Origin of the sequence: Shewanella sp. UCD-FRSSP16_17 (assembly GCF_001675935.1) — a bacterium.
Lineage (GTDB): Bacteria > Pseudomonadota > Gammaproteobacteria > Enterobacterales > Shewanellaceae > Shewanella > Shewanella japonica.
Genome location: NZ_LZFV01000024.1, coordinates 489,312 through 515,801, shown reverse-complemented (window position 1 = coordinate 515,801; position 26,490 = coordinate 489,312). Strand labels below are relative to the sequence as shown.

Annotated in this window: 24 protein-coding genes; 5 read left to right on the top strand and 19 right to left on the bottom strand. The window is 40.7% G+C overall.

The features are described 5' to 3' along the window. Positions 1 to 96 precede the first annotated feature (96 nt). Complete coding sequence (locus A9267_RS13750) at positions 97 to 2,328, top strand: PAS domain-containing protein (protein WP_065109553.1); 2,232 nt, start codon at positions 97 to 99, stop codon at positions 2,326 to 2,328. A gap of 71 nt (positions 2,329 to 2,399) precedes the next feature. Here A9267_RS13750 and A9267_RS13745 read toward each other — a convergent pair whose 3' ends face one another. The 9 genes from A9267_RS13745 to tkt all read right to left on the bottom strand — a co-directional run bounded on the left by A9267_RS13745 (position 2,400) and on the right by tkt (position 13,803). Continuing rightward, a complete protein-coding gene (locus A9267_RS13745; RefSeq protein WP_065109552.1) occupies positions 2,400 to 3,791 on the bottom strand; it encodes a hypothetical protein in 1,392 nt (463 codons plus the stop codon). A gap of 85 nt (positions 3,792 to 3,876) precedes the next feature. Next, on the bottom strand, positions 3,877 to 4,431 hold the full coding sequence (locus A9267_RS13740; protein ID WP_065109551.1) for a hypothetical protein: 555 nt from the start codon (positions 4,429 to 4,431) through the stop codon (positions 3,877 to 3,879). Beyond that, on the bottom strand, positions 4,421 to 5,209 hold the full coding sequence (locus A9267_RS13735) for a hypothetical protein (protein ID WP_144430194.1): 789 nt from the start codon (positions 5,207 to 5,209) through the stop codon (positions 4,421 to 4,423). The genes A9267_RS13740 and A9267_RS13735 overlap by 11 nt, the downstream gene beginning before the upstream one ends. 352 nt (positions 5,210 to 5,561) lie before the next feature. Further along, positions 5,562 to 6,302 carry a DUF481 domain-containing protein gene (locus A9267_RS13730; RefSeq protein ID WP_065109597.1) on the bottom strand — a complete coding sequence of 247 codons (741 nt, stop codon included), beginning with the start codon at positions 6,300 to 6,302 and terminating at the stop codon, positions 5,562 to 5,564. A gap of 127 nt (positions 6,303 to 6,429) precedes the next feature. After that, positions 6,430 to 7,773 (bottom strand): MATE family efflux transporter, encoded by a 1,344-nt coding sequence (locus A9267_RS13725; protein WP_065109550.1) that lies wholly within the window; start codon positions 7,771 to 7,773, stop codon positions 6,430 to 6,432. A gap of 292 nt (positions 7,774 to 8,065) precedes the next feature. Further along, positions 8,066 to 9,130, bottom strand: a complete 1,065-nt coding sequence (fba, locus tag A9267_RS13720; RefSeq protein WP_055025163.1) for a class II fructose-bisphosphate aldolase — start codon at positions 9,128 to 9,130, stop codon at positions 8,066 to 8,068. 261 nt (positions 9,131 to 9,391) lie between these two features. After that, entirely contained in the window at positions 9,392 to 10,567 is a 1,176-nt protein-coding gene (locus A9267_RS13715) for a phosphoglycerate kinase (RefSeq protein WP_065109549.1), read from the bottom strand. Positions 10,568 to 10,654: 87 nt separating this feature from the next. Further along, positions 10,655 to 11,677: an erythrose-4-phosphate dehydrogenase gene (gene epd / locus A9267_RS13710; RefSeq protein WP_065109548.1), complete on the bottom strand. Its 1,023-nt coding sequence runs from the start codon at positions 11,675 to 11,677 to the stop codon at positions 10,655 to 10,657. A 131-nt stretch (positions 11,678 to 11,808) separates the two neighbouring features. Beyond that, the gene (tkt, locus tag A9267_RS13705) at positions 11,809 to 13,803 is read right to left on the bottom strand and encodes a transketolase (RefSeq protein ID WP_065109547.1); all 1,995 of its coding nucleotides are present in this window, start codon (positions 13,801 to 13,803) and stop codon (positions 11,809 to 11,811) included. Between the two features lie 577 nt (positions 13,804 to 14,380). On the opposite strand from tkt, the gene metK reads away from it, so the two are divergent. Then, the gene (gene metK, locus A9267_RS13700) at positions 14,381 to 15,532 is read left to right on the top strand and encodes a methionine adenosyltransferase (RefSeq protein WP_055025159.1); all 1,152 of its coding nucleotides are present in this window, start codon (positions 14,381 to 14,383) and stop codon (positions 15,530 to 15,532) included. A gap of 85 nt (positions 15,533 to 15,617) precedes the next feature. Here metK and A9267_RS13695 read toward each other — a convergent pair whose 3' ends face one another. Beyond that, positions 15,618 to 16,178: an MAPEG family protein gene (locus tag A9267_RS13695; RefSeq protein ID WP_065109546.1), complete on the bottom strand. Its 561-nt coding sequence runs from the start codon at positions 16,176 to 16,178 to the stop codon at positions 15,618 to 15,620. Positions 16,179 to 16,270: 92 nt separating this feature from the next. Beyond that, a complete protein-coding gene (locus A9267_RS13690; protein ID WP_055025157.1) occupies positions 16,271 to 16,873 on the bottom strand; it encodes a flavin reductase family protein in 603 nt (200 codons plus the stop codon). A 556-nt stretch (positions 16,874 to 17,429) separates the two neighbouring features. Here A9267_RS13690 and A9267_RS13685 point away from each other — a divergent pair. Further along, complete coding sequence (locus A9267_RS13685; RefSeq protein WP_065109545.1) at positions 17,430 to 17,990, top strand: GNAT family N-acetyltransferase; 561 nt, start codon at positions 17,430 to 17,432, stop codon at positions 17,988 to 17,990. A gap of 45 nt (positions 17,991 to 18,035) precedes the next feature. Here A9267_RS13685 and A9267_RS13680 read toward each other — a convergent pair whose 3' ends face one another. The 3 genes from A9267_RS13680 to A9267_RS13670 all read right to left on the bottom strand — a co-directional run bounded on the left by A9267_RS13680 (position 18,036) and on the right by A9267_RS13670 (position 19,304). Next, entirely contained in the window at positions 18,036 to 18,416 is a 381-nt protein-coding gene (locus A9267_RS13680; protein ID WP_065109544.1) for a hypothetical protein, read from the bottom strand. An 82-nt stretch (positions 18,417 to 18,498) separates the two neighbouring features. Beyond that, positions 18,499 to 19,071: a GNAT family N-acetyltransferase gene (locus tag A9267_RS13675; protein ID WP_065109543.1), complete on the bottom strand. Its 573-nt coding sequence runs from the start codon at positions 19,069 to 19,071 to the stop codon at positions 18,499 to 18,501. Beyond that, positions 19,068 to 19,304 carry a hypothetical protein gene (locus A9267_RS13670; RefSeq protein ID WP_055025153.1) on the bottom strand — a complete coding sequence of 79 codons (237 nt, stop codon included), beginning with the start codon at positions 19,302 to 19,304 and terminating at the stop codon, positions 19,068 to 19,070. Before A9267_RS13670 ends, A9267_RS13675 begins: the two co-directional genes overlap by 4 nt. Positions 19,305 to 19,473: 169 nt before the next feature. Between A9267_RS13670 and A9267_RS13665 the strand changes: the two genes are divergently transcribed. After that, positions 19,474 to 19,893: an META domain-containing protein gene (locus A9267_RS13665; protein WP_065109542.1), complete on the top strand. Its 420-nt coding sequence runs from the start codon at positions 19,474 to 19,476 to the stop codon at positions 19,891 to 19,893. Positions 19,894 to 19,998: 105 nt separating this feature from the next. Here the strand turns inward: A9267_RS13665 and A9267_RS13660 are convergent, their stop codons facing one another. Then, positions 19,999 to 21,339 (bottom strand): dicarboxylate/amino acid:cation symporter, encoded by a 1,341-nt coding sequence (locus A9267_RS13660; RefSeq protein WP_055025151.1) that lies wholly within the window; start codon positions 21,337 to 21,339, stop codon positions 19,999 to 20,001. A gap of 205 nt (positions 21,340 to 21,544) precedes the next feature. Next, the gene (locus tag A9267_RS13655; RefSeq protein ID WP_065109541.1) at positions 21,545 to 21,892 is read right to left on the bottom strand and encodes a hypothetical protein; all 348 of its coding nucleotides are present in this window, start codon (positions 21,890 to 21,892) and stop codon (positions 21,545 to 21,547) included. A 104-nt stretch (positions 21,893 to 21,996) separates the two neighbouring features. On the opposite strand from A9267_RS13655, the gene A9267_RS13650 reads away from it, so the two are divergent. Beyond that, positions 21,997 to 22,458, top strand: a complete 462-nt coding sequence (locus A9267_RS13650) for a GNAT family N-acetyltransferase (protein ID WP_055025150.1) — start codon at positions 21,997 to 21,999, stop codon at positions 22,456 to 22,458. A 77-nt stretch (positions 22,459 to 22,535) separates the two neighbouring features. Here A9267_RS13650 and A9267_RS13645 read toward each other — a convergent pair whose 3' ends face one another. The 3 genes from A9267_RS13645 to A9267_RS13635 form a co-directional block, all read right to left on the bottom strand. Further along, positions 22,536 to 23,903, bottom strand: a complete 1,368-nt coding sequence (locus A9267_RS13645) for an L-serine ammonia-lyase (RefSeq protein WP_065109540.1) — start codon at positions 23,901 to 23,903, stop codon at positions 22,536 to 22,538. 111 nt (positions 23,904 to 24,014) lie between these two features. Then, positions 24,015 to 25,307 carry a serine/threonine transporter gene (locus tag A9267_RS13640; protein WP_055025148.1) on the bottom strand — a complete coding sequence of 431 codons (1,293 nt, stop codon included), beginning with the start codon at positions 25,305 to 25,307 and terminating at the stop codon, positions 24,015 to 24,017. 325 nt (positions 25,308 to 25,632) lie between these two features. After that, complete coding sequence (locus tag A9267_RS13635) at positions 25,633 to 26,415, bottom strand: ribonuclease H family protein (protein WP_065109539.1); 783 nt, start codon at positions 26,413 to 26,415, stop codon at positions 25,633 to 25,635. Positions 26,416 to 26,490 lie beyond the last annotated feature (75 nt).

Sequence of the window (26,490 nt, the reverse complement as noted above, 5' to 3'; positions counted from 1 at the left end):
TAGTAATAAATTAGTTAAAAAAGCTTTACTGAGGTCAACCTATTCACGCTTTCGTGATAACATCACCTTATCAAGATTGTGAACCTAAGTAAGCGAATGTTTAAAAGACAAACCAACAAAAATGTCTCAAAATTTCTGCTCATTTCTGCGCAAGATATTCAATGGAGTCGTCAACAAGTACTGGCATTATTAAGCCAAGTTTCTGTGATGCTCATTAGTATTGTCATTTTTACCACCCTGTTATTAAGTTTAGGTGAACGCAGACTTCAAGAAGATTGGGCAGCTAAGCGCTACAGCGAACTGCAAACCGTTGGAACACTCGCCTCTGATAAAGTTAACTTCCTGCAGTTTCGCACCCAAGCATTTTCTAAAGCTGAATTGATGAATCAGTATTTGAGTAACCCTTCTGAGCTACAAAAAGAAAAGTTACTTAAAAACTGGGATGGCTTATTGACCCATATTCCAGAATTATTGGGGTTAAGCTTATTTGATCCGCAAGGCAATCCAAGACTTAAAACCACTAATGCTTTTGATAATGTTGCCTTACCTACAGTGGTGGTTAACCATGATAAAACCATGGGCGGTAACGACATTTATTCGTCACAAATTCAATTTGTGTCAATCAATGGCAAGCTAATTCCCTACGTTTACCAACTTGCTTGGATTGAAAACCCAGACCAAAGTATTCGAGGTTATTTGGTTACGTATAACTCCATATCTGAAGTACTACAGACAATTAAACCTGCCTTTTTTAATCATCATTCACCGTTATTATTATTTGGCTCACAAGGCATGTTATATGCGGGCGCATCACAAGAGCAGCCCCTCAAAAAAATCCCCACAACCCTAGGCAGTAGCATACAACAAACCTACCCAGAACTGTGGCAACAAATGGCCAATACCAATTTTGGCCAATATCATAACGAACTGGGTACTTTCGTATTCTTAAAAGTGGAATTAGCAGCAAATAATTCAGCGATTAGAGAATACTATTTAATGTCATATATTCGCCACGAAGACATTGCCGCTAGGTTTGAACAATGGCGTTATATATTAATCTTTTTCGGCGTCCTGATAGGCTCGCTTGCCACTGCGCTGTTATATACAAGACATCGATACCAGCTAGAGAAAAATGCCAATGTGAATAGCATTAATTTAGCCAGTAGTTTATTTAGAAACCAGCAAAGCTGCTTAATTGTTAATAGTAGCGGCCGAGTATTAAAAGCAAACCGTCAGGCAGCTAAAACGCTATCTGTTGAAATTGAAGCATTATTAGAAAGACGTTTGCAACGAGTACTACAACTTGAAGATGATGTTTATCAATCCCTCACTGACGCCATGGAAAATGGTAAGCATTGGCAAGAAATCGTTAGCATAGATGAAGATAGTTGTACTATTACCGTGTCGGCTCAACCAGGTAAAACCCAATTAAAAAGTGAGCGCTACTGGGTTGTAACTTTTGAAAATATAACCGAACTAACCTCAGCTAAACAGCAAGGCTATTTTTATCAACTGCTATCAGAAAGTAATGTCGCGACAGCATTAACTGATACCAACGGTCAGTTGCTCAAGTTTAATCACAAGTTCAAAAAACTATTAGATATCGAAGCCGACAGTCAAGACAATGTGATGGAACTACTCGGAAAAGAGTTCTCTCAGCAATGGGCCGATATCAACAGCCGATTAAGTTTACAAGGTAAATGGAAGGGGCAAATATTTGCTGATGCTGATACTCGCTTTGCCAATAGTTTGAAAGCCAGTATTCAAGCTGAGCATAATCTTGATGGCGAGATTGAATATTTAGTGGTGACACTACAAATACTAAAATTGCAAAAATCATTACAACAACTTCCTAGCCAGCAAGCGCCGTTAAGTTCGATGGTGGTGCCATTATCTGAACTCGAAGTGCATTTTAGTACGTTAACAGAGCCCAATAGAGAGCAAACCTGTTTACTGATTATGGATATCAACCCTGAAGGGTTAATCAGCCACATTAGCGATATCGATCATCTTGAGAAGCGTCAAAAAGATATTGAAATGCAATTATTGATTGATTTACCAATAGGATTTCAAATCGCCCATTGGCGTTTAGGTTCGTTGGTCATACTGTTAACATCCAGTGACTCTGTTCAAGCCCATAAATATGCAATGAGCATCATGGACAGGTTAGAGCAAAATGAGTTCAATGAAGGCATAAACATTGGTATCGCTGGCTACCCTGAGCCTCAGTCGTTTGAACATTACTTGAGTAATGCTGAAGTCGCGTTAAAAAGAGCAAAGCAAACGGGTAATCAGAACATTTGCCAAGCGTTTACTCGAAAAGCATAAAACAAAAAAGCGGGATAAATGACAAGATTTATCCCGCTTTTTTATCTATTTATAAAGGCTGCGGTCTTCGCTTAATCACCCATTTCAAGTAAATCGCCGGGTAATTTGCTACGAGTAATTTCAATAATATTAGAGCGGCTCATCACCACCTTATAACGCGCATATTCTAGCGGGCCTTTACCATCTTTAAGCACAGCGACTAGGTTCACTTGATAACGCCGCTCTACAGATTCATTACTCACCTTTCCGTCTTGTTCTTTATAAATTTTAGCTTTGCCACGCTCTAAATGACGCGCAAATGGAACCAAACTAAAGTTAACCTGTTCTTGTATTTGTGAGTAACCAGCTTCGAACTCTTTATTGGTCACCTTAGTCGCAATTCGATAATGCAATACTTCTGCATCCACCTTATTTTGACTATGCCGCTGCTTCATTATTTCTGCCACAGCTTTAGGAATATCTTGAGGACGTGTGAAGTCTAGCCAGACAAGCTGTTTAGCAATGACCGTTTGTGTAGTGGTATCTTTTAGTACTCGGCTCCAGCGAGGTCGGCCTCTTTGTATAAATCGCCATAGGGCATTACGAACATCCTCTTTAAAAATTTCCCTAAAGCCATAAATAATGGCCAAGGTAACAATAAGGCTCATGGTTAAACCACTGAATACCCCCTGTGCCTTAATAATCAATGCCGATACCACAAGCATCACTAAAGTCGTTGCTAAACCTGTCACAAACTTTTTAAGCCCTATACCAAGAGGTTTTAACTCTTCTTTAAGGACGACCCCTTGCTGAATCAGGCGGCGAAGTAACAGCATTTTATTAGAGATACGATTGGCATCTTGCTTCGTTCCCGCAGAGTTGTATTTACGCTCTTCTTCGCGGTAATGATGCTCTGCTCGGCATAAGGCAATAATCTGCTCTTTATCTTCTTTATAAGCCGCATTCCTTGGGCGATAAGCTAAGGTTTTCAGTAATTGCTGCTCGCAAAACCACGAAAGGTAATTATCGGCATTAGCAAAGTAAGATTGCCATTTTTCTTCACTCGGTTCATTACGACGAAACTTTTTTAATAGCTGCACAACCGACTGACCGAGTTCGGTTAAGGCCGGGTAAAACTCTTCTGCTTCGGTAAGTTGGCGAACTTCTTTGGCATCGGTTTCAATCGCAACGGCAAATTGATATGCGAACAAATTAAGGTAAAAACGAAACTCTTCTTTGGTGCGCTTATTGATACTCACAAAGCGGTTTTGAACTAAAGGTAAATGTAGGCCTTTCGAGTAATAGGAACGCCTACCTAACATCGCACTGTGGTAGTACTCTTCTTCATCTAAGGTTTTTTCACCAATCCCCATTTCAGTGGGGAGATAAAAGAATAAATCAAACGTGCGTTGATGCCCAACCTCCATTTGGTGGCTGAACTTAATTGATAATGCTTCTTCTTGTTTTACTTTGACTTTTGCCACTGAGGAGAACTCAACAACGAGGGAATTACCATACTATAGCGAATTTAAATAACAAAGCGAAAGCCTGACCTTATCAAATCAAACTTTATTCGTGTAGTCGGCAGATCCATGAACTACTATTTGGAGTAAATTTAATAGAAATATAGTTTTTATTCATACTCATTTCTAACACTTTAACAGTGACATTAACCTGACTGCCTATCGACAAGTTAGCCTGAGGCTCGTCAAGCTCTTTTGCAAGATACGTTTTTAAATAAGAACTATCGTTTTCAAATTGTACGTCAGTGACCGCTAAATCTAATTGATAACTTACGCTTCCCACTTCTAACTCTTTCAGTTCGCCCGCTAATGAAATAAACTCTCTATCGGACGGTTTATCTGCATTGTAATAATCTAAGCGGATCTGTCCATCTTCAACTGTGAGTGATAAGAATAATTCGCCTTCATCAATCTCTTTTGGCTCAGCACTTGTCGTTTCAAAACGATAGACATCACTTTGACAATCAAATGACCACACCTCTCTGGTGTCGGCAAAACGTTCTAATGTCAAAATAACAAGGCAAAATATGCTCATTGAAATAAACAAAAAAACGATACGTCCAAATGTTGTCGATAAAAATTTAGTGAGTTTATTCACCACAGATTCGCACCTTTTTAAGCCACGCGGTGGAGACAAATAAAAGTTCAGGATTATCACGCAACACTTTTATGTTATGGAATCGCACACCTTTATCGACTTGTTTTTTCAGCAAGATACTCACCGAATTATCACCCTTGGCTAATGTGGCAGATATTGAATCCCACAAAATCGTGTCACACTGTTTTAACGCTGCGATACTTGTATCCGCGACCTCAGAAAAATCACGTTCACTTTTGTCGTCACCATAGAGTTTAAAAACGACACTAGCACCACTTTGCGATTCAAAAGTACGGCTCACATCCGGAATGACAAACTCAGGAGCGCTGAGATTTGAATAAACAAAATTACACGCCAACAACGTCATTAGAATAATCAGTATGTAATGGGCATTTGAAATCGCTTTATTGGGAGTATCGAGTAAACTGCTGTGATGACCGACGACTCTGTTGTATAAAATCACCCCTTGATCAGCAATCAGCTCAATTAAGCCTCGATGCGAATCGCCAAAATAATCTTTAAAGTTTTCAACCAACTGCTCCATCTCATCGACGGATAACTTTTGATGGCATCCTTGTTCTTCTTCAAGAAATGCTAAGGTTTCAATAGGCACGACTTGGCCACGATGTTTAGCTAAAATGCTTAACACCCAATACTCACTATGGTTGAGTTGCCATTTAGTAGCAGTAGATTGGTTGATAAGCACCTTACGCTCATCATCAAACCAACAACAACCGATTTGCATGCCTTTTTCGTCTCTTCTGTCAATATGGGAAATCATTATACGCTAGGCAAAAGGGTATAATTGTGATCAAAATAACTGATAAAGTCTCGGCATCTAAATTCGTGAGCTATACCCCGAAATTTCAATATTTCGGCTTATTAAACCCCCCTAAATAGTTACACCTGTTGCGCAAATGTTTATTTTTATTTGGGTAATCGATTAAACAAACATCACCATTTACGCCCTAGCGAACCTATGACATAAAAACAAGTTCATTTTTAAGCTGAATTAACACGAGAAAATGTAACATTAGTAACAATCATAAAGTTGGGATAACCATACTTAAAATGATTATTTTAGACACAAAAAAGCCGAGCATAGCTCGGCTTTAAACCCAAATGACTAACAATTAAAATGCGTAGAGAAGTGTCATGTTGGTTTCAGTATCGGTGCTCTTAAAATCTTCTAACGGCTCGCTGTTATAACGAACAATGACAGCAAACTTCATTGCTAAAGCGCCAATAATATTTGCTGTCAAAGCAGACTCTGAACGCCCTTCTAAAGAATCACCATAATCTGCAACAAACAGCTGAGTGAACTTAGAGCTTTCGGTAATTTCATATGAAAAGTTTAACGCACCGTGAGCAACAACACTGTCCTCAGTGTCATAACCTAAGGCCAAAGACTGCTCGTCATCTAATTTTTTATAAATATAACCAGGACCGATTTCAGCACTTAAAAATGTACGGCCATTATCAATAAATTTATGACCATAACCTGCTGAACCAACCGCTTTATAATCAAAACCAGTAAAAGGATCGACTTCATAGTTTGCTGTAACATACATGTAGTTCTTTTCGTCGAACTTGTAGTCACCTTGAATACCAGCGTAGTAACGCTTTGCAGTATTCTCACCAGAATCTTCTTTGTATAAGCCTTCTAGTAAGTATGCGTTTTCCCAGTTACCTAGTTCTTGTTTAAGGCCTAGACGGGCTTTAAAAGAAGAAGTATCCGTGTTACCTGTGGTCAGTGTTGCACCCAATTCTGCTTCACCAGCAAAGGTCTTATCGCCTTCAACAAAGTCCGCACCCGCTTGAGCAGCAAATGGCATGGCAAGCGTAACAGCTGCAGTCAGTAGCAGTTTTTTCATGTCATCAAATCCTTTATTTACAATAAAATCAAAATCACCCCAGAAATCGAACCGCATACTAACACTTTGGTAGCAAAATTGAAAAAACAACTGCATTTTTACAGCTTAAACCCACTAAAAAGTATATTTAGGCAAGAATTAGACTCTTTTCCCGCCAACGTCCACTTCGCCAACGCCATAACATTGTTAAACCTCGAGTCCATTCATCAATCGCTAACGCACACCAAATCCCTACTAACCCCATATCCCAATGAATACCGAATAGATAAGCTAACGGCACAGCAATACACCACATAGAAATCATGCCAGCAAAAAATGGGAACCGAGCGTCACCACTTGCACGTAGCGCATTAATCACGACAAGATTAAATGTTCTACCGGGTTCCATCAGTAAAGTTAATAAGAATAACTGGCCTACCATCAATAAGATATCTTCATCTTGAGTAAAAAACGCCACTAGCTTTTCGCCAAATATCGCCGCTAAAGCTGCTACAATCGTCGTTAAAATTAAGCCAATTTTTAATGCACGATACATCTGTGTTTCTGCTGATTTAAATTGTTTGGCACCAATCATGTGACCAATCATAATTTCGTTACCAATCCCTATGGATAAACCGAACAATAATATGAACATACAGATTTGAAAATATAAGGATTGGGCAGCAAGCGCTTTGTCACCCATTAAGCCAACGAATGCGGTCACAACCATAAACTGCAACATCCAAGAAACGTTCTCGCCAGCAGCCGGTAAACCGATATGGAAAACCTTAGCGAGTAAGTGCTTTTTCGGTTTAATGATTTCAGACAACTTAATTGGAATATGGGTGTACTTAACAAACAAGTATGCCATTAATGTCATCCCGATTAAGCGCCCAACAACCGTACTAATGGCAACACCTGCCACCCCCATTTGCGGGATTCCGAACCAACCATAAAGTAACAACAAATTACCTGCGAACGTGATGACATTCATGAGTAAAGTCACCCACATCGCTTGTTGGGTAAAGCCATGAGCACGCATCCCTGCAGCTAAACACATTGCCATTGCTTCAGGAATTAAACAGATACCAACAATTTGAAGGTATAGCTTTGCATCAGGAATTAGCTCTACGGGTAAATTCATTAGGTGCAAAATCAAACCTGCCCCCAAAAACACACCCAAAGCCGCAGCCACGCCAACCATGAGGTTAAAACCAATAGAAGAGTAAACCACGTCACTCGCAGCGGCTCTATTCTTGGCGCCCAAATATTGCGTTATCACCACACTCGCGCCGATACTGACGAAACTAAATAGCGTAATTGAAAGCTCAAATACCATGTTACCGACCGATAGTGCAGCAACACCCTGGTAAGATACTCGGCTAATCATTAATGTATTTAATGCGGCTGTTAAAAAGTGCAGCGCAAAATCAAAAAATAGTGGCCAAGTCAGTGAGAAAAGCGATAAGGGAGCAGTGTTTTTTACGTGCATTGCAGTACTTCAATAATGGTTAAAGGTGACATATTCCATTACAAGCATAACGGCCAAGAATGACATTAATGGGTCAAGTAGCGCCGCCAAGTTCATCTGAACTCAAATTTAAGGGCGGGGATAATGCGGCATAAAACGCTTATGCACAAGTCATTTTATTGAAAATAACCCAATAAAAAAGCCAGCAAATTCTGCTGGCTTTATCGAAGCGTTAACAATCAATTAGTTATGATGACTATAACGTATAGCTTTCTGGCCATCATCATAGAATTGACCTAGGACAAATCAAGCTTTAGTTGATTTGTGGGTCTAATTCACCTGATTGGTAAGCTTTATACATAGCTTGAAGTGACTTAGGCTTAATTTTAGAACCCATGCCAGCACAACCAAATGCTTCATAACGTGTCGTACAAATGTCAGCCATTGCTTCCATTGACGCTTTTAAGAATTTACGTGGGTCAAACTCTGAAGGGTTTTCAGCAAGGAACTTACGAACAGCACCCGTTGACGCTAAGCGTAAATCGGTATCGATGTTAACTTTACGTACACCATGCTTAATACCTTCAACGATTTCTTCTAATGGTACACCGTAAGTTTCAGGGATTGCGCCGCCGTATTGGTTAATCACTTCTAACCACTCTTGTGGTACAGAAGATGAACCGTGCATCACTAAGTGGGTGTTAGGAATACGTGCGTGGATCTCTTTGATGCGATCGATACGTAAAACGTCACCGGTAGGTTTGCGGCTAAACTTGTATGCACCATGGCTGGTACCGATTGCAATTGCTAATGCATCAACATGGGTATCAGCAACAAAACGTGCCGCTTCTTCCGGAGTCGTTAGCATTTGATCCATGCTTAAAGTACCTACGGCACCAATACCATCTTCTTCGCCTGCTTGGCCAGTTTCTAAACTGCCTAAACAACCGATTTCACCTTCAACTGACACACCACAAGCATGAGCGAAAGCAACAGTACGACGAGTCACATCAACGTTATACTCGTATGACGCAGGTGTTTTACCGTCAGCCATTAATGAGCCGTCCATCATAACTGATGACATACCTAATTGAATTGAACGTTGACAAATATCAGGGTCAGTACCGTGATCTTGATGAATACATACAGGGATATCTGGGTACTGCTCTAGTGCCGCTGCCATCAGGTACTTAAGAAACTGTGGACGAGCATATTTACGTGCTCCCGCAGATGCCTGAACAATTACAGGGCTGTCAGTTGCTTCAGCAGCTTGCATAATTGCACGCATTTGCTCAAGGTTATTGACGTTGAATGCAGGTACACCATAATCGTGTTCTGCAGCATGATCTAACATTTGACGTAGAGATATTAAGGCCATTTTTTACTCCAAAAATAGGGTGATTTCTCACCTAGGTCGCTATCGCTTTGGATTGATTTTTATACCCTATGCACATAATTCTTAGCCTTGATAACAAAGTAGCTCAGCTAACATTTATAAACATGGGCGGTTTTTTTCTAATAATTATATTTTTCTTATTTCAATTCTTACTCACTTCAGCGCGTCTTCACAGCGTTAACTCTTTGGTTTTAAACTGTGAGACGTTCGCTAAAGGGTCTAACTTAATCGTTAATTTGACGATTATGCGCCACGCTTTTCAAGCATCGCGACAGCAGGTAACTCTTTTCCTTCAAGGAACTCAAGGAAAGCACCGCCACCTGTCGAAATATAAGAAACGTTATCTGCGATATCGTATTTATCTACAGCAGCTAATGTATCTCCGCCACCGGCGATTGAAAAAGCACTTGAATCAGCAATCGCTTGAGCGATACGTTTGGTGCCAGCACCAAATTGATCAAATTCAAATACGCCTACTGGACCATTCCAAACCACAGTCCCTGCAGCTTCAATGATTTTTGCTAATGCTTCTGCGCTGTCTGGACCAATATCAAAAATCATATCGGTATCAGCAACGTCGCTAACAGGCTTTAATGTCGCTTCCGCAGTTGGGCTAAACTCCCCAGCAACAACAACATCTGTTGGAACAGGGATATCTCCACCACGACTTTGGGCGTTAGCGACTAAACGTTTAGCCTCATCAACTAAATCTGCTTCAAACAAAGATTTACCCACTTGATGGCCAGCTGCAGCGATAAAGGTATTCGCAATACCACCACCAACAACTAGTTGGTCAACTTTAGTAGATAAGCTTTCTAATACGGTTAATTTAGTTGAAACCTTTGAACCACCGACAATCGCTACCATTGGGCGAGCAGGATTATCTAAAGCTTTACCCAGAGCAGATAATTCACCTGCTAATAAAGGCCCTGCACAAGCAACTGCAGCATGCATACCTACACCGTGTGTAGAAGCTTGAGCACGGTGTGCAGTACCAAATGCATCCATCACGTATACATCACACAAAGCAGCCAGTTTTTTAGCTAATGCTTCATCGTTTTTCTTCTCGCCAACGTTAAAGCGAACATTTTCAAATACAACCACTTCGCCTACATTTGCGTTAACACCATCTAGGTAATCAGAAGCTAAAGTGACTGGACAATCTAGCGCATCGTTTAAGTAATCCACCACTGGCTGCATTGAAAACTCAGCATTAAACTCACCTTCAGTTGGGCGGCCTAGGTGAGACATCACCATCACTGCAGCCCCTTTTTCAAGGGCAAGTTTAATTGTCGGTAAAGCCGCACGTAGTCTTGCATCACTGGTGACGACGCCGTCACTGACGGGAACGTTTAGATCTTCACGAATAAGCACACGCTTATTGGTTAAATCTAACTCACTCATATTGATAATAGCCATTGAGACCTTCCTTTTAATTTAAAAACAAAACTGCTTTTGCTATAGAGCGCTTTACCCGATGAAGGTAAAGCGCTCTATAGACGTAAATTAGTGACCAGAATCTTTAGCGTGAATCATCGCTAAACTGGTGTCGAGCATTCGATTTGCGAAGCCCCATTCATTATCGCACCAGAGTAAGAGCTTAACGAGATGCCCGTCGCTTACTCTGGTTTGTGTGCCATCAACAATACTGGAACGAGGATCATGGTTAAAATCACATGACACCAATGGTGCATCAGTATAGCCCAACACAGCATTAAATAGGCCGCTCGCAGCAAGCTCTAATACATTATTTATTTTATCAATATCAACCCGTTCATTAACTGTTACCGATAAATCTATGGCGGTAACGTTAATCGTTGGCACACGCACTGATATCGCTTCAAACTTATCTTTCATGTGCGGCAGAATGCGCTCAATGCCCCGTGCAAGCTTAGTATCGACAGGAATAATTGACTGACCAGCTGCACGTGTTCTGCGTAAATCATCATGGTAGGCATCAATCACTTGTTGATCATTCATCGAAGAATGTATCGTCGTGATGGCGCCACTTTTAACTCCAAAATGATTATCTAGTACATCAATGACAGGCACAATACAGTTAGTGGTACACGATGCATTCGATACCACGGTATGATCAGCTTTAAGTAAACTGTCATTGACGCCATACACTATGGTGGCATCCACATCAGCTGAAGAAGGATGGCTTATCAGAACTTGTTTGGCGCCAGCTTGAATATGCGCTTCACAAGCATCACGCTCTATTAGGCTGCCACTACATTCATAGACAATATCGATATCAAGCTCAGTCCAAGGAAGCTTAGTCGCATCAGCTTGATGTAATAGTTGAATAACATCATCACCAATAACTAACTGATCATCCTTCAGCTTAACTGTATTTTGGAATCGACCATGAGTTGTATCATATTGAGTGAGATGGCTAATTGCTGCAGGCTTGGCAAGTTCATTGATTGCCACAATCTGGATTTGCTGACGTTTACCCGACTCGTAAAGTGCACGAAGGATAGATCGACCTATACGGCCATAACCATTAATAGCGACTCGGATCATTGAGGGTTAAGCTTCCTCTTAACAGTACTCAGTAAAAAGCAGATAAAAAAACGGCCTGCAAGTGATTGCAGGCCGCCATTATACAGACTTCATGGGTAAAAGTTTACCCTTTTAATTGCGTCCGTTTTGGATTAACCCAGTGAATTTACTGTTTTAACCACATTTTCAACGGTAAAGCCGAAGTACTTCAGTAGCTCGCCACCTGGTGCAGATTCACCAAATGTGCTCATACCAACAACACCGCCGCTAAAGCCAACATACTTATGCCAGAAATCAACATGCGCCGCTTCAATCGCCACACGTTTTGTTACTGAGGCAGGTAATACAGACTCTTTATAAGCTGCATCTTGCTTATCAAATACATTCGTAGAAGGCATAGATACAACACGAACCTTTTGACCTTGCTCAGTTAACGCTGCAGCAGAATCAAGAGCTAATTGCACTTCACTACCTGTTGCAATCAAAATAACATCAGGTGTACCTGCACAATCAGACAGTACGTAACCACCTTTAGCCACATTTGCTAATTGCTCAGCATTACGAGACTGGGCTTTTAAGCCTTGGCGGCTGAAAATTAATGACGTTGGCGCTTTGCTGTTTTCAATCGCAGCTTTCCAAGCAACGGCTGTTTCAGCAGCATCACAAGGGCGCCATACTGTCATGTTTGGTGTCATACGTAAGTTAGCTAATTGCTCTACTGGTTGGTGAGTTGGACCATCTTCACCTTGACCGATTGAGTCGTGGGTATAAACAAAGATATTTTGAATACCCATTAGCGCCGACATACGTACAGCATTACGCGCATATTCCATGAACATCATGAAAGTCGCACCGTAGTTAATGAAACCACCATGAAGCGAGATACCATTCATGATACCGCTCATACCAAATTCACGAACACCGTGGAAGATATAGTTACCCGCTGGGTCGTCTTGAATACCTTTAGAGCCAGACCATAATGTTAAGTTAGAACCTGCAAGGTCAGCACTACCGCCTAATAACTCTGGTAACATTTCACCGAAGAAGCCAATCGCATTTTGAGAAGCTTTACGACTTGCAATGCCTTCTGCTTTATCTTGGCACTCTTGAATAAATGCATTCGCTTTTGCTTCAAATTCTGCAGGCAATTCACCGGTTAATACACGACGTGTAAATTCAGCTGCTTCTGCTGGGAATGCTGCTTGATAAGCTGCAAATTTCTTATCCCATGCAGATTCGTTGTTTGCGCCAGCATCTTTAGCATCCCAACCTTGATAAACGTTTTCAGGGATTTCAAATGCCGCGTGTTCCCAACCAAGGAACTCACGAGCTGCTGCAATTTCAGCATCACCTAATGGTGCACCATGACAATCATGGCTGCCTGATTTGTTTGGAGAACCAAAACCAATAGTGGTTTTACAACAAATCATCGTAGGCTTATCTGTCACAGATTTTGCTTCTTCAATTGCAGCGCGGATAGCATCGCTATCGTGACCATCAACATTTGCAATAACATGCCAGCCGTATGATTCAAAACGCTTAGGCGTATCATCAGTGAACCAACCTTCAACATGACCATCGATAGAAATACCGTTGTCATCCCAAAATGCCACTAATTTGCCTAGGCCTAATGTACCCGCTAAAGAACAAGCTTCATGCGAAATACCTTCCATTAAACAGCCATCACCTAAGAAACAGTAAGTGAAGTGATCTACGATATCGTGACCAGGCTTATTAAATTGTGCTGCTAAGGTTTTCTCAGCAATAGCCATACCCACAGCATTACTGATACCAGCGCCTAAAGGACCGGTTGTGGTTTCAACACCTGGGGTGTAACCGTATTCAGGATGGCCTGGTGTTTTAGAATGTAATTGGCGGAAGTTTTTGATTTCTTCAATTGGCAGCGCGTAGCCTGACAGGTGAAGTAAAGAGTAAATCAGCATTGAGCCATGACCGTTTGATAATATGAAACGATCGCGATCAACCCACTCTGGGTTAGTTGGATTATGCTTTAGGAAGTCATTCCATAGCACTTCGGCAATATCTGCCATCCCCATTGGTGCACCTGGGTGTCCAGAATTGGCTTTTTGAACGGCATCCATAGTTAATGCGCGGATAGCGTTTGCGAGTTCTTTACGAGATGACATGCTCTCTCCTGCTTGTTTGTGAGGTCTAGCGGGCAATTGTGGGGGCATATTTTCCCCTACTAGGCGATGTGACGCAAATTTTTATTAGCGGTATTAGCCACTTTTTTTCATCTAACAATCTATTGCAAACTAAACGCGTAGATTAATTAGCCAACTTTATACCATGTTACCGATAACATTTATATAACTTTTTCCCACTAAGCTATTACATTTTCTATTTTAAATTGCCCTAAGACATTTTTTGTCACATTAAAAGTACTGTGAATATTTGTTGCCACCGGCGAATAAAAAAACCAACAAAGTGATAAACATCAACTAAAGTTATTGTTTTATTTTTAACCTTAGCATCCCTACCCAATACAGTATAAAGGCAAGAATTAGCATAAAATTCATAAGATTAATTTAATAAATTTATAAAACAGAGCAATGACAGTTTTTATAAATCTTTGAATGGTTGCACAATTTTTAACTTATATTGATTCTAAGGGGTGTTATCAAACTTAATTTGAATTATTATAGACGTCTAGATGTAGATGCTTCTACACGTTCAAATTCCAAAAGACGAGATTTACCAACTATGGCAAACCACTTGTTCACCTCTGAGTCAGTCTCAGAAGGTCATCCAGATAAAATCGCCGATCAGATTTCTGATGCGGTACTAGACGCAATTTTAGAGCAAGATCCAAAGGCGCGTGTTGCATGTGAAACTTACGTTAAAACTGGCATGGTATTAGTCGGTGGTGAAGTTACGACTTCAGCTTGGGTTGATATCGAAGAAATCACACGTAAAACAGTACGTGAAATTGGCTACACTCATTCAGATATGGGTTTTGATGCTGACTCTTGTGCGATTTTAAATGCGATTGGTAAACAGTCTCCAGATATTAACCAAGGTGTTGATCGTAGCGATCCTGCAGAGCAAGGCGCAGGTGACCAAGGATTAATGTTTGGTTATGCAAGCAATGAAACTGATGTATTAATGCCTGCACCTATTACTTACGCACACAAGCTGGTTAAACGTCAGTCTGAAGTCCGTAAAGACGGTACATTACCTTGGCTACGTCCTGATGCGAAAAGTCAGGTTACTTTTGCCTATGAAAATGGTCAAATCAAAGGTATCGACGCCATCGTCCTGTCGACTCAACATCGTGAAGATGTGACGCAAGAAGACTTAATCGAAGGCGTGATGGAAACCATCATTAAGCCTGTTTTACCATCACAATGGTTAAACAAAGACACTAAGTACTTCATTAACCCAACTGGCCGTTTTGTTATTGGTGGCCCAGTAGGCGATTGTGGTCTAACCGGTCGTAAAATTATCGTAGATACCTACGGCGGTATGGCACGTCACGGTGGCGGTGCTTTCTCAGGTAAAGACCCATCAAAAGTGGATCGTAGTGCTGCTTATGCTGCACGTTACGTTGCTAAAAACATCGTTGCAGCAGGTCTTGCTGATCGCTGTGAAATCCAAGTGTCTTACGCTATTGGTGTTGCAGAGCCAACGTCAATCAGTATTGAAACATTTGGTACAGGTAAAGTTTCTGAAGACGTACTTATCAAGCTAGTTCGCCAGCACTTTGAATTACGTCCATATGGCTTAACCGCTATGTTAGATTTAGCTCGTCCAATTTACCAAGGTACAGCTGCATACGGGCACTTCGGTCGTAATGAGTTCCCTTGGGAAGCGACTGATAAAGCTGAAATCTTACGTGCAGATGCAGGCTTATAAGTTTTCAACATAGCCTAGCGCATAAAGTAGAATCAAAAAAACCGTCTTATGACGGTTTTTTTATGGGTAAAATTCACTAAAACGGCTAAGAGAACGTACGATAAAAGAGATAAATAATAATAGCGCCTACAGAGAGAACCGAAGGATAAAATGTCAAACTAAACCCTAACGCTCTTGTGGCGGAACCTTTTTCATAACCACTGATAAATATAATTCTGCCGATAAAAAAGACTATCGATATTAGCGCAATCAGTGACATGAACTCAGCAGGCATAATAAAGGTCCATAAAAAATACACGCTCAAAACAATACAAAATTGCTCTAAGGTATTTTGTAAAACATTTTGTAAATGCCTGGTTTTTTCCGACTCCTCAAAAGCCGAGCGAACATGAGTTTGTGTGGTATTGAATCGTCTTAGTAGCACACGCCCTGCAGCAAACATAAATGCCAATGCAGGCAAGATTAAGCCATAAGCATATATTGTTAGCCTTTCGACCAAAGATTGTGGCTCTGTGTATTCGAGCGGATTAGCTAAAGCGCCATAGGCGACAACGAAAAAAGAGACGATGACTCCTATCACGACGCTCAAAGATACATCACTTTGTTTTGATGATAGTTTATTTTTAAATTGTTCTAAAAGTGGCATTATCTCTCCCTGTACTTAATGCTCATCAGTAGATTTTCTTACCCTAAGGGTATGAATTAAATAGTCCTTTTATTTAACTCGTTTACATCGCTTTATTCGCGCATCAATTGTACTTTATCTCTCGTTAAACAATAGTCACTGCCAGCCATTCTGCCAATGGCATCAAGTTGATCTGCATCTATTTTAAAATTATCTATCGCGTCATCGTTAACATGAACAGCAACGACGTCCCCTAATATCAAATGCCCTGCTAATGGCTGATTACCTAAATCGACAATTTGATTGAGTCGACATTCAAAACTGACCACAGCTTGCTTAACGCGACTTGGTTTCACAATCGTTGAGTCTAAGGTTTCTATTCCAGCATATTCAAACTCATTTTGTTCTGGCGGTAATGAATGGCACGTTTGATTCATTACCGATAAGTCTTGATAACTGACAGTGTTGATCACAAATTCTTGCTGCTCACGTATATTAACTAGCGTGTCTTTTTCTGCGCCTTTATCGGTACTCATTGGGTTAAAGCACAACACTGGAGGATTAGCACTTGCCACTGTAAAAAATGAAAATGGTGCTAAATTAGGTACTCCTTTTGCCGATACCGTAGACACCCAAGCGATTGGTCTTGGGGTGATACCACCAATCAATAATTTATACATTTGCTGTGCGGTTAACGTATGCGGCAAAAATTCCATCGAAATCTCAAACTTGCTTTCAACGTTTAGTTAACATACCTATTCAAACAAAACCGATACAAATAATAGTATGAAAATCATAAACTAAATAAGATAGTTATTAAGCTATCACCGTATAATTATTCAAACAAGTCCTAACCAGCAAACAACTTGTTAACATTCACAAATAAGCACTTTAAAGGCTCAAAGTGGACAGAATTTCTACAATGACACTTTCAATATGTGAAAATAAGGAAGCAGGTAAAAAACAAATAATATAACAACCGTTGAACTGGCAATGAAACGAGCATAGAAACCCAGCATAGAAACGCCCTAAAAATGAGCAATAATTTACCAATTGGAAATAAGGTGATAAGTCGAACCCATTGAAGCAATAAGCTATGATCTGAATGCTCAATATGATGTTAAGCCATACCGACTTTGGCTAACTGGCTTAGGTTGCGATACTTAGATTGCCATACTTAGATTGCGATACTTAGATTGCGATACTTAGGTTGCGAGGCTTAGGTTGCAAGGCTTAAGTTGCGAGACTCAATGATAAAACTCAGGAAAATGAATGCACTCCTATTATATGTTCAAAGCAAGTAAATCTGACTTTTCTAGCCTGTCATCAGTGCCTTTGCCAGTCAGAGCGTCGGACAGTATTCAGGGCGAGTACTACCAAACGACGTTGAGCGAGCAGCAACAATTATGGTCCGTAATCAAACTTTTCTATCGCCAACACTTGCCCTACTCCAAGCCAATGTTTAAAGACACTGTCATCCTCTGCTGCCAAGAAAAAGCTGATGATAAGCCAATAGCTAACCACACGAACCAGCTTCAAATCGATAATATTTTAGCTGCTGTGAGGATAAAAAAAATTGGCGAGGTTCAATTAGTCACAGGGTTAGTCGTTAAAAAAAGTGCTAGAAGCCAAGGAATCGCTCATCAATTGATGTCTGTTATTCAATCAAATTTGCTTGAATCTGAGTGTTATGTTTTTGCAATAGCTTCGCTCACCGATTTCTATCAGCAGCACGGTTTTATTAAGCCCCATGAGGTAGACAATAATATAAATCAGTTATTTAAAAAGCATAACAACCAAAATAGACCTTTGGCATTACTTAAGTCGAGTTAAGTTGAGTTGAGTCAGATACAGTAAGAAAATTTAGAGTAATACGTATCAGCAGTGATCAAAGTGCGCCGTTTCTACGCACATAAACGCCACTTGTTGCATATTCAACACTGGTACAGTCAGCTCTCTTGCGGAGCTTAGATCTACGTCTTGCAGCGCATCGATTAATTGAATAGCCTCTTGATAGCCATTAGCTCGGCCACAGCCAATATTGCCGAAGTCAGTTTCAACAAGGTAGTGGCCATGTTGGCTTGCAGCTTGCTCAGTATCTAACTGCGCTGAACTTACACACTCAACCACACGATATGTTTTATTTTGTGATGCTAATACTGCCACCACAATTTTGGCATTATCATAAGCGGACAAACGTAAATGCAAATACGGCTGAAATAACTGTTCAAATTGATTTAGCGAGTTTTCAACACTCATCATTTACCTCTTGTTATGCCATACATTAAATTCTTCGGTTAACCACTTCATTAATAACCTTGTCCATACCTGCTTGTCACTATTAATTTTTCATTAGCAGCAAATAGTAATCACGCTGCTGAAAACTAAAGTAATCCACTACTTCCATGGCAGATTTACCAGTATGAGCGGCGAAAGAAGTTTGATTTTCTTCTGCGATAAAAGTCACCATATAAGGGTATTTTTTGGTCACATTACAACTAAGCTTTTCAACTAACTTCGCAAATATCCCTTGGCCACGAAAATCAGGATGGATCCAAATGGGGCCATATTGACAACTATTTTGCGCCGTTATCTTACTAAACCCCGCTTCTATATCAGATAGTTTTCGCATAACAAGTGCGTATATACCCCATGATTTAAACCATGACCAAGGTCCAGCAATCACATAACCAATAATACTTGCCTGACTTTGTGCAGCACTCGTTTGTTTTTCACTGTTCTCTGCTAACATAATCCAGCCGAGGCGAATTAACTCGCTAATATCGGTCTTTGAAAAACACTGCCCAGACATACTTTCTGCGGGTGATGACAGCTCGTCATTCATGTAGCTCTTTTCAAGTCGAGCCAGTTCCGCTGAGTCTTCTTGTGTTGCTAATCGGTATTGGATTTTCATTCAGTTTTATTATCACTTTCTTGTTTTACTTGGGACTGCGGCTGCTTTTGTGCCCAATCGAAGACTAATGCAACAGGATAAGGCGCCATAATTAAAAGCCCAATACCAATCAGGCTCGCCACTAATAACATGCCATTTATTTCGTTGGCCATGTCTGTCAATAAATAGAAATATGCGCCACAGCCAACCATAAATAATCCGACCAGATGCATGACTTTAAATATTTTACTCATTAAATAGCTCTTATTAACTGAATGACATATCAAGATGTCGATTTTTACGACAAGCTTAACTAATGCACTGACTTTAAAGAATGAATAACAATTAAATCTACTTCATCATGAAAATTTAGCTGAAACACAGTATATACTATGATGATTATCGATCTCATTGGAAACCATCATGATAAAACCCGCTATTACCGCTTGTTTGGTTATTTTCGGTCTTAGTGCTTGTCAAAGCAACAGCCACCAGGCTGAAGAAATTAACTTGTTAGGTAGTTGGTATATTGAATCTGCTCTTTCTGAAGCTGTAATTAATCATAGTCCAGCACAAATTACGTTTGCAGAAGGCGGTAAATTATCGGGTAATAATAGTTGTAATCAGTTCTTTGGAGAGTATCAGCAAGACGATACACAACTTACCCTTTCCCCTGCTGGTACAAGTATGATGGCCTGTGTTGAAGTATTAATGAAACAAGAAGCTAGAGTCATGAAAGCCATGCCAATGGTCACAAATGTGGCTTTATCAAAATCGGGAAAATTACTGCTAAAATCAGAACAAGGTGCTAATTTATTAGTATTGAGCCAGCAGCAAGACTAGTTGCTCCCCGCTAAAGCACCATGACTTGGCTAATTAAGCTGAGTCCATACAAAAAGAGTGAAGCCATGGCTTCACTCTTTTTTTTCAATAAACTCAAATAATGACTTAAGAATTGCTTTTCACATTTTCAGCAACTTTTTGCTGAATATCGACTTCGTTATGCTGAGCAATAAGAGCTGATTGCTCCATATCCGCATTGTAATGCTCAACGTCTAGCTCATCTTCTGAGCGAGCAATCACCGTCGTAGCAACTAAATCGCCTGATACATTCACTACTGTACGAGCCATATCTAAAATACGGTCAATCCCCGCAATAATAGCAACGCCTTCTAACGGTAAGCCCACAGTGGTCAGTACTAAAGTTAACATCACTAGACCTGCACCTGGAACACCTGCTGTGCCAATCGATGCAAGGGTAGCAGTTAGCACAATAGTAATGTAATCCACCCAAGTTAAATCAATACCAAAAGCCTGTGCCACAAATAACGCCGTAACCCCTTGGTAAAGCGCGGTGCCATCCATGTTAATGGTGGTTCCTAGTGGTAATACAAAGCTAGAAATCTTCTTATTAACCCCTAAGTTTTCACTGGCACATTTCATACTTGCTGGTAAGGTGCCGGCTGAGCTTGACGTTGTAAATGCAACCGCCATTGCATTGCCAATACCTTTAAAGAACTGCATCGGATTTAGCTTACCAAACACTGTCAGTACTACACTGTAAAAACCAAGAATGTGTAACGCACAGCCGATATAAACCGCCACAATGACTTTTATCAAAGGCAATAACATATCTAAGCCATACTCACCTGCGACCCAAGCCATTAAACCAAATACACCGTAAGGCGCTAACTTCATCACCATATCAGTGAGTTTGTACATTGCTTCCGCTAGACTTTCAAAAACACGAATAGCGGGTTTACCGTGCTCACCTATAAGCACTAACGAAATACCGAGTGCCACAGCAAACACAATCACTTGCAAAATTTGACCACTAGCCAATGCCGCCACTGGGTTGGTAGGTACGATATTAATTAACGTATCCATCAATGTCGGCGCTTCTTTTACTTCGCTGACAATTTTTGCACCTTCAAGTCCAAGACCTGCGCCAGGTTGCATGACGTAGCCGACAAGTAAACCAATACTTATCGCAATTGACGTAGTGCCTAGGTAAAAGCCAAATGATTTAAAGCCAATACGGCCCATTTTTGCCGTGTCTTGCATTGATGTAACACCTACAATCAATGAGCAAAACACCAAAGGAACGATAAGCATTTTAATGGTATTAACAAACAAGGTACCAATAGGTTTTAGGTAACTAGCATCATCCCCTAAGGTGATCCCAGCAATAATACCTAGAACCATACCGATGAGGATTTGTAACCATAAAGGAACTGACATCCAACGAGACCAAACTCGACTTGGAAATGACGGTGCATGTTTTGACATGGGGTAACCTTGCTTGTTTGCGATTGATGTAACTGACTAGTAGTCACGATGTATGAATATCTAGATGATGTCGTTATCAACGTTAAACAATGACACCATCAATAAACTCGGCCGACAAAATTCGGCGCCGCATACTAGCATACCTATTTAGGTTTAATAGATGATCTAGGTCAGTTTACCCTGAGCTTCTATTCAAAATTCACTATTAGGCTTCAAATATAAATGTCGTTTCTTTATTGCCGATTTTGACAGGATACAAAGCTGCAGGGGGACATTCCCGTTCGATTAAATAACTCCAATAGTCATCATCAAAACCAGCAAGCCAGTTTGACTCCTTGCCTCTCGACTTTAAAATCAGCCACCACCACACCATTGCCCATAACCCTAAAGTGGCTAAGGTTAGCAGGAAGTGTAACGGATGATTAATATTGGGCTGTGCAGCCCCATTGACTGTAGTAGGATAAACACTATGACAAGGATTTTTGACTCGATTAATTCGACTGGGATGTTTGATATATCGGTAAACTCTGAATTGATATTTTGACTTTATCATCACAACCTCTTGCACTGTCACATTGAATAATAAGCATAGCAGCTTAGACTTTAGTCGAATAAAAAATCAGCAACATTTTTACGATTCCCGATATAGGAAGGACAATGATAATAAGAAAAGGCCAAGCATCAGATTTAGCAGCATTAGTTGATTTTAACCAAGCGATGGCATTGGAAACCGAAAACCTCACATTAGATAATGAACGTCTTACAAAAGGCGTGAGCACGATGCTTAATAGCCCAGAAAAAGGCTTTTATCTTGTCGCTGAAGTTGATGGTCAAATAGCGGGATCGTTAATGGTTACCCTTGAATGGAGTGATTGGCGCGCAACTAACTACTGCTGGATCCAAAGTGTGTATATTCGCCCGCAAAATCGCCGCCAAGGAATTTATGCCAAGCTTTATCAAGCTGTAAAATCACTTGCTGAGGAAATAGGCGGCGCTGCGAGTTTTAGATTGTATGTTGAGCACGACAACCACATTGCCCAAAAAACCTATCAATCACTAGGTATGGAGCAAAGCCATTATCTGATGTATGAAGAGATTGCAGAAGGTGCTGAAGAGTAGGGTTCTCAACACGCTGTTGTCAATGTGTACAAAATACAAAAAAGGCTTTCGTAAGAAAGCCTTTTAATCAAACCCGATTAAGCACACAAATTGGTGACTTTTATTGCAAGACCACCTTGGCTGGTTTCACGATATTTCACATGCATGTCTTTACCTGTTTCATACATAGTCGCAATCACTTTATCTAAGCTCACTCTTGGTTCAGAATTACGACGTAATGCCATACGTGACGAATTAATCGCTTTCACCGATGCGATTGCATTTCGTTCAATACAAGGGACTTGAACTTGGCCCGCTACGGGATCGCAAGTTAAGCCTAAGTTATGTTCCATACCAATTTCAGCAGCCATACAAACTTGCGCAGGTGAACCGCCCATTAACTCAGCTAAACCCGCAGCTGCCATAGAACAAGCAACACCCACTTCACCCTGACAGCCAACTTCCGCCCCCGATATCGAAGCATTCCGTTTGTATAGCGATCCCACAGCAGCTGCGGCTAAAAAGTAACGGCTACATTCTTTTTCACCGACCTTCTGTATGAATTTGTCATAGTAGGCCAACACCGCAGGAATAATCCCTGCTGCACCATTGGTTGGCGAGGTCACAACACGACCACCAGCAGCATTTTCTTCACTCACAGCCAACGCAAATAAATTGACCCAATCAATGATTTCCATAGGATCGGTACTGGTTCGCTCACAGCGAAGTAATTCACGGTGTAAGGCTGGCGCACGACGCGACACTTTTAATGGGCCAGATAGCACGCCTTCTGTATGACAACCTTTTACAATCGCATCTTGCATGGTTTTCCATACAAGATTAAACCCACTATACATAGCTTCTTCTGAACGGAAGCACAGCTCGTTTTGCTTCATTAATCCGCTGATGCTTAAACCTGAATCTTTGCAGTGTGCCACTAGCTCATCAGCATAATTAAAGTGATAAGGCACCTTAACGCCACTGGAATGACTTTGAGTAAACTCACTTTCCTCAACGATGAAACCACCGCCGATAGAGTAATAAGTATTGGAATAAACACACTCATCGCCAATCCAAGCATGTAACGTCATGCCATTTTCGTGCAATGGTAAGGTTGAGCGATGGAAAATCAAGGCATCACGAGGAAAATCAACATGGTGAATCGCATCACCTATAATGATTTCTTGGGTTTTCTCAACTTGGGCAATAAAAGGCTCAATACTATCAATATCAACCGTTTCAGGTTCATTACCCGCCAATCCCATGATGATCGCAATATCAGTATGATGACCTTTACCCGTTAATGATAATGATCCGTATACATCAACCGTGAATTTAGTAATTTGAGTTAGCTTGCCTTGCTCAATCAAGTCATCAATAAAACAATTTGCCGCTTTCATCGGCCCAACGGTATGTGAACTCGACGGACCAATACCAATCTTAAAGATTTCAAATGCACTAAACATATAATTTGCCTCAACGTTTACTGACCCTATCAGCAAACTAAAAACCGTAAGAAAGAGGAACCGTTATTGTTCCTCTAACCATGCTACACAACAGCCTTAACTATCAGAGTGTTAGCTCATTAGGCCGAATAAAATGGCTGTCATTGCCAATAAACCTGCAATCACAACAAACACATTACTGATGCGGCCACGGTAAGCTTTTAATGCAGGAACTTTATAAACGGCATACATTGGCATTAGGTATAAAATCGCCGCAATAATAGGGCCGCCCAACGCTTCAATCATGCCAAGAATACTTGGGTTAATAACCGCAACAATCCAAATACTGAAAAACATAAAGCCAAGAATAAATTTGTTGAGTTTGGCGTCTGATACTTCTTTATTGCTACTACGAAGTTGCTTAGTGATCATGCCTTTTAAACCTTCAGTTGCCCCTAAGTAATGACCAAAGAATGAAGAAATAATCGCAATGAACGCAATAATAGGACCAAAATAACTAACAAATCCGCTTGAGTGAACGTTAGCAAGGTAAGACAGAATCGCTAAGTTTTGATCTTTTGCTTCAGCTAATTGAGCAGGGCTTAAAGACAATACGCACGAGAATACAAATAACATCACGAAGCCAACCAGCATCATGGAGGTGTTACGTAAAATCACATCCGCTTTTTTCGAGGCGTTATTGCCATGCTCACGTTTCAATGAAACAGAGAACTGTGAAATAGCAGGAGAATGGTTAAATGCAAACACTAATACAGGAATCGTTAGCCACACAGTCCCCAAGAACTCACCGGTAGAAGGCACAACTTGCAGTGCGTCCATCTTCCAATCTGGCATCAGGTAAAATGACATGAAAGCTAAAATAGCAACTAACGGGTAAACCAAAAACTGAGTCACTTTTAGCATGAATTTTTCACCCGCAACCATCACTGACATCATGCCAATAATTAACACTGCAGATAAAAGAATTCGTGGAGGTGAAGCAAAGCCAAGTTGATTAACAATAAAACTATCAACAGTGTTGGTAATGCCAACACCATAAATAAGCACAATAGGGAAAATAGCAAAGAAATAAAGCACTGTGATGGCTTTACCTGCACTCACACCGAAATGTTCTTCAACCACTTGGGTGATATCGCTACCTGGATTTTTAGAAGAACATACAAAACGAGATAAACCACGATGAGCAAGGTACGTCATTGGGCCAATGATAATCGCCATTAACACTAACGGCCAAAATCCACCCATACCTGCATTGATAGGCAAAAATAAAATGCCTGCGCCAACCGCGGTACCAAACAAGCTAAGCATCCAAGTCGTATCTTGGCGTGTCCAGCCTTTTACTGAAGTTTGCTCATCGTGAGCTGAAACTGCAACGTCCTGCGCATTGATTGAATCTCTTTGCATAATAATGACCCTATTAGGTATCTAATTTCACAGCGGAGAATATAGAATTCTAAATTGTGAAATATGATCTAGGTCATTTTTTACCCCGACTCACAAAAAATTTAACGCTATTTGAGAGCAAAGCACGCAACTGGTACGATCAGTTATTCTAACTGGTAACACTTTAAGATAAATTGCTCAACAAAACATCTAATACAATAACACCTAATAAACCAGCAGCTCACACACAAGCACGGCTTAGGTCATACAATCAATAACCCATATAACGATTGCCATGCTTAACATAATGCCTCAACTATCATCTCTCAAAGAAAGGAAATGACGACTACCCTGTCCTAAGAGCCAGAATCTCAGTTAAATTGATAGGTTCATCATATTGGCTAAATTCAGTATTTTTTTGATCGATAGCGTAAATCGACATGCGATCAGCCAGTTCATTACCTTCAATACCGATATGAGCAGCCACATGAGCAATATCAATCTGGCCTTTAATTGCGTCATATAATTCGTGTGCTTGTTGTATCACTTCAAGGTTAGCAATATCACCAGCAACTTTTCGCTTCCAACCTTTGGCTTTCCAACCATAGGCCCAGTTGGTAATACAATTAATGGAATATTGCGAGTCACTCAATATCTTGACGGTTTGCTTATCGTTTAAGGCTTTTTCAGCCACCAATAACGCTTGATACAAGGCATTTAGTTCCGCACTATTGTTAGTGCCATTAGGATTAAATAACCCATACCAAAGCTCACTCACTTCACCTTGGCGATAAACCGCCATTCCTGAACCCGCCTTACCAGGGTTTGGCTCGCAACCGCCATCAGTAAACACCATGACATCATGGCTGGTTAAATTGATGTCAGTTGTTTTGATTGACTCAACTTTACTGGCATTTGAAGTTGAAGGCTTCACACCCGCTTTTTTGACAGTAGGTTTACCAATGCTACTAGATGCCGCACCAGCAAATGCCGCTTTAGCTTGCGCCTCAGTGGGAAACGACTTGTATTTGGCTTGAGGAAACTTATCCACCAACTTCTTGGTGTAATCCCAACTGGTAAAAATACCTGTCTCTCGACCTGACCAGACAACATAAAACTTCTTTGCCATGATGACTCTCTGTAAAATAGCGTAAGATACTTAATGCGCATCAGTGTAGCTTATGCCGTTACTAAAATAACTAAT

Bases quoted from the DNA above. Each gene is read 5' to 3' on its own strand.
- A9267_RS13660 (WP_055025151.1), bottom strand. From the start codon at position 21,339: ATGTCAAAACATGCACCGTCATTTCCAAGTCGAGTTTGGTCTCGTTGG.
- A9267_RS13690 (WP_055025157.1), bottom strand. From the start codon at position 16,873: ATGGAATTTTTGCCGCATACGTTAACCGCACAGCAAATGTATAAATTA.
- A9267_RS13725 (WP_065109550.1), bottom strand. From the start codon at position 7,773: ATGCACGTAAAAAACACTGCTCCCTTATCGCTTTTCTCACTGACTTGG.
- A9267_RS13670 (WP_055025153.1), bottom strand. From the start codon at position 19,304: ATGAGTAAAATATTTAAAGTCATGCATCTGGTCGGATTATTTATGGTT.
- A9267_RS13715 (WP_065109549.1), bottom strand. From the start codon at position 10,567: ATGGCTATTATCAATATGAGTGAGTTAGATTTAACCAATAAGCGTGTG.
- A9267_RS13650 (WP_055025150.1), top strand. From the start codon at position 21,997: ATGATAATAAGAAAAGGCCAAGCATCAGATTTAGCAGCATTAGTTGAT.
- epd (WP_065109548.1), bottom strand. From the start codon at position 11,677: ATGATCCGAGTCGCTATTAATGGTTATGGCCGTATAGGTCGATCTATC.
- A9267_RS13635 (WP_065109539.1), bottom strand. From the start codon at position 26,415: ATGGCAAAGAAGTTTTATGTTGTCTGGTCAGGTCGAGAGACAGGTATT.
- A9267_RS13675 (WP_065109543.1), bottom strand. From the start codon at position 19,071: ATGAAAATCCAATACCGATTAGCAACACAAGAAGACTCAGCGGAACTG.
- A9267_RS13640 (WP_055025148.1), bottom strand. From the start codon at position 25,307: ATGCAAAGAGATTCAATCAATGCGCAGGACGTTGCAGTTTCAGCTCAC.
- A9267_RS13680 (WP_065109544.1), bottom strand. From the start codon at position 18,416: ATGAGTGTTGAAAACTCGCTAAATCAATTTGAACAGTTATTTCAGCCG.
- A9267_RS13665 (WP_065109542.1), top strand. From the start codon at position 19,474: ATGATAAAACCCGCTATTACCGCTTGTTTGGTTATTTTCGGTCTTAGT.
- A9267_RS13750 (WP_065109553.1), top strand. From the start codon at position 97: ATGTTTAAAAGACAAACCAACAAAAATGTCTCAAAATTTCTGCTCATT.
- tkt (WP_065109547.1), bottom strand. From the start codon at position 13,803: ATGTCATCTCGTAAAGAACTCGCAAACGCTATCCGCGCATTAACTATG.
- metK (WP_055025159.1), top strand. From the start codon at position 14,381: ATGGCAAACCACTTGTTCACCTCTGAGTCAGTCTCAGAAGGTCATCCA.
- A9267_RS13735 (WP_144430194.1), bottom strand. From the start codon at position 5,209: ATGATTTCCCATATTGACAGAAGAGACGAAAAAGGCATGCAAATCGGT.
- A9267_RS13655 (WP_065109541.1), bottom strand. From the start codon at position 21,892: ATGATAAAGTCAAAATATCAATTCAGAGTTTACCGATATATCAAACAT.
- A9267_RS13645 (WP_065109540.1), bottom strand. From the start codon at position 23,903: ATGTTTAGTGCATTTGAAATCTTTAAGATTGGTATTGGTCCGTCGAGT.
- fba (WP_055025163.1), bottom strand. From the start codon at position 9,130: ATGGCCTTAATATCTCTACGTCAAATGTTAGATCATGCTGCAGAACAC.
- A9267_RS13695 (WP_065109546.1), bottom strand. From the start codon at position 16,178: ATGCCACTTTTAGAACAATTTAAAAATAAACTATCATCAAAACAAAGT.
- A9267_RS13685 (WP_065109545.1), top strand. From the start codon at position 17,430: ATGCACTCCTATTATATGTTCAAAGCAAGTAAATCTGACTTTTCTAGC.
- A9267_RS13730 (WP_065109597.1), bottom strand. From the start codon at position 6,302: ATGAAAAAACTGCTACTGACTGCAGCTGTTACGCTTGCCATGCCATTT.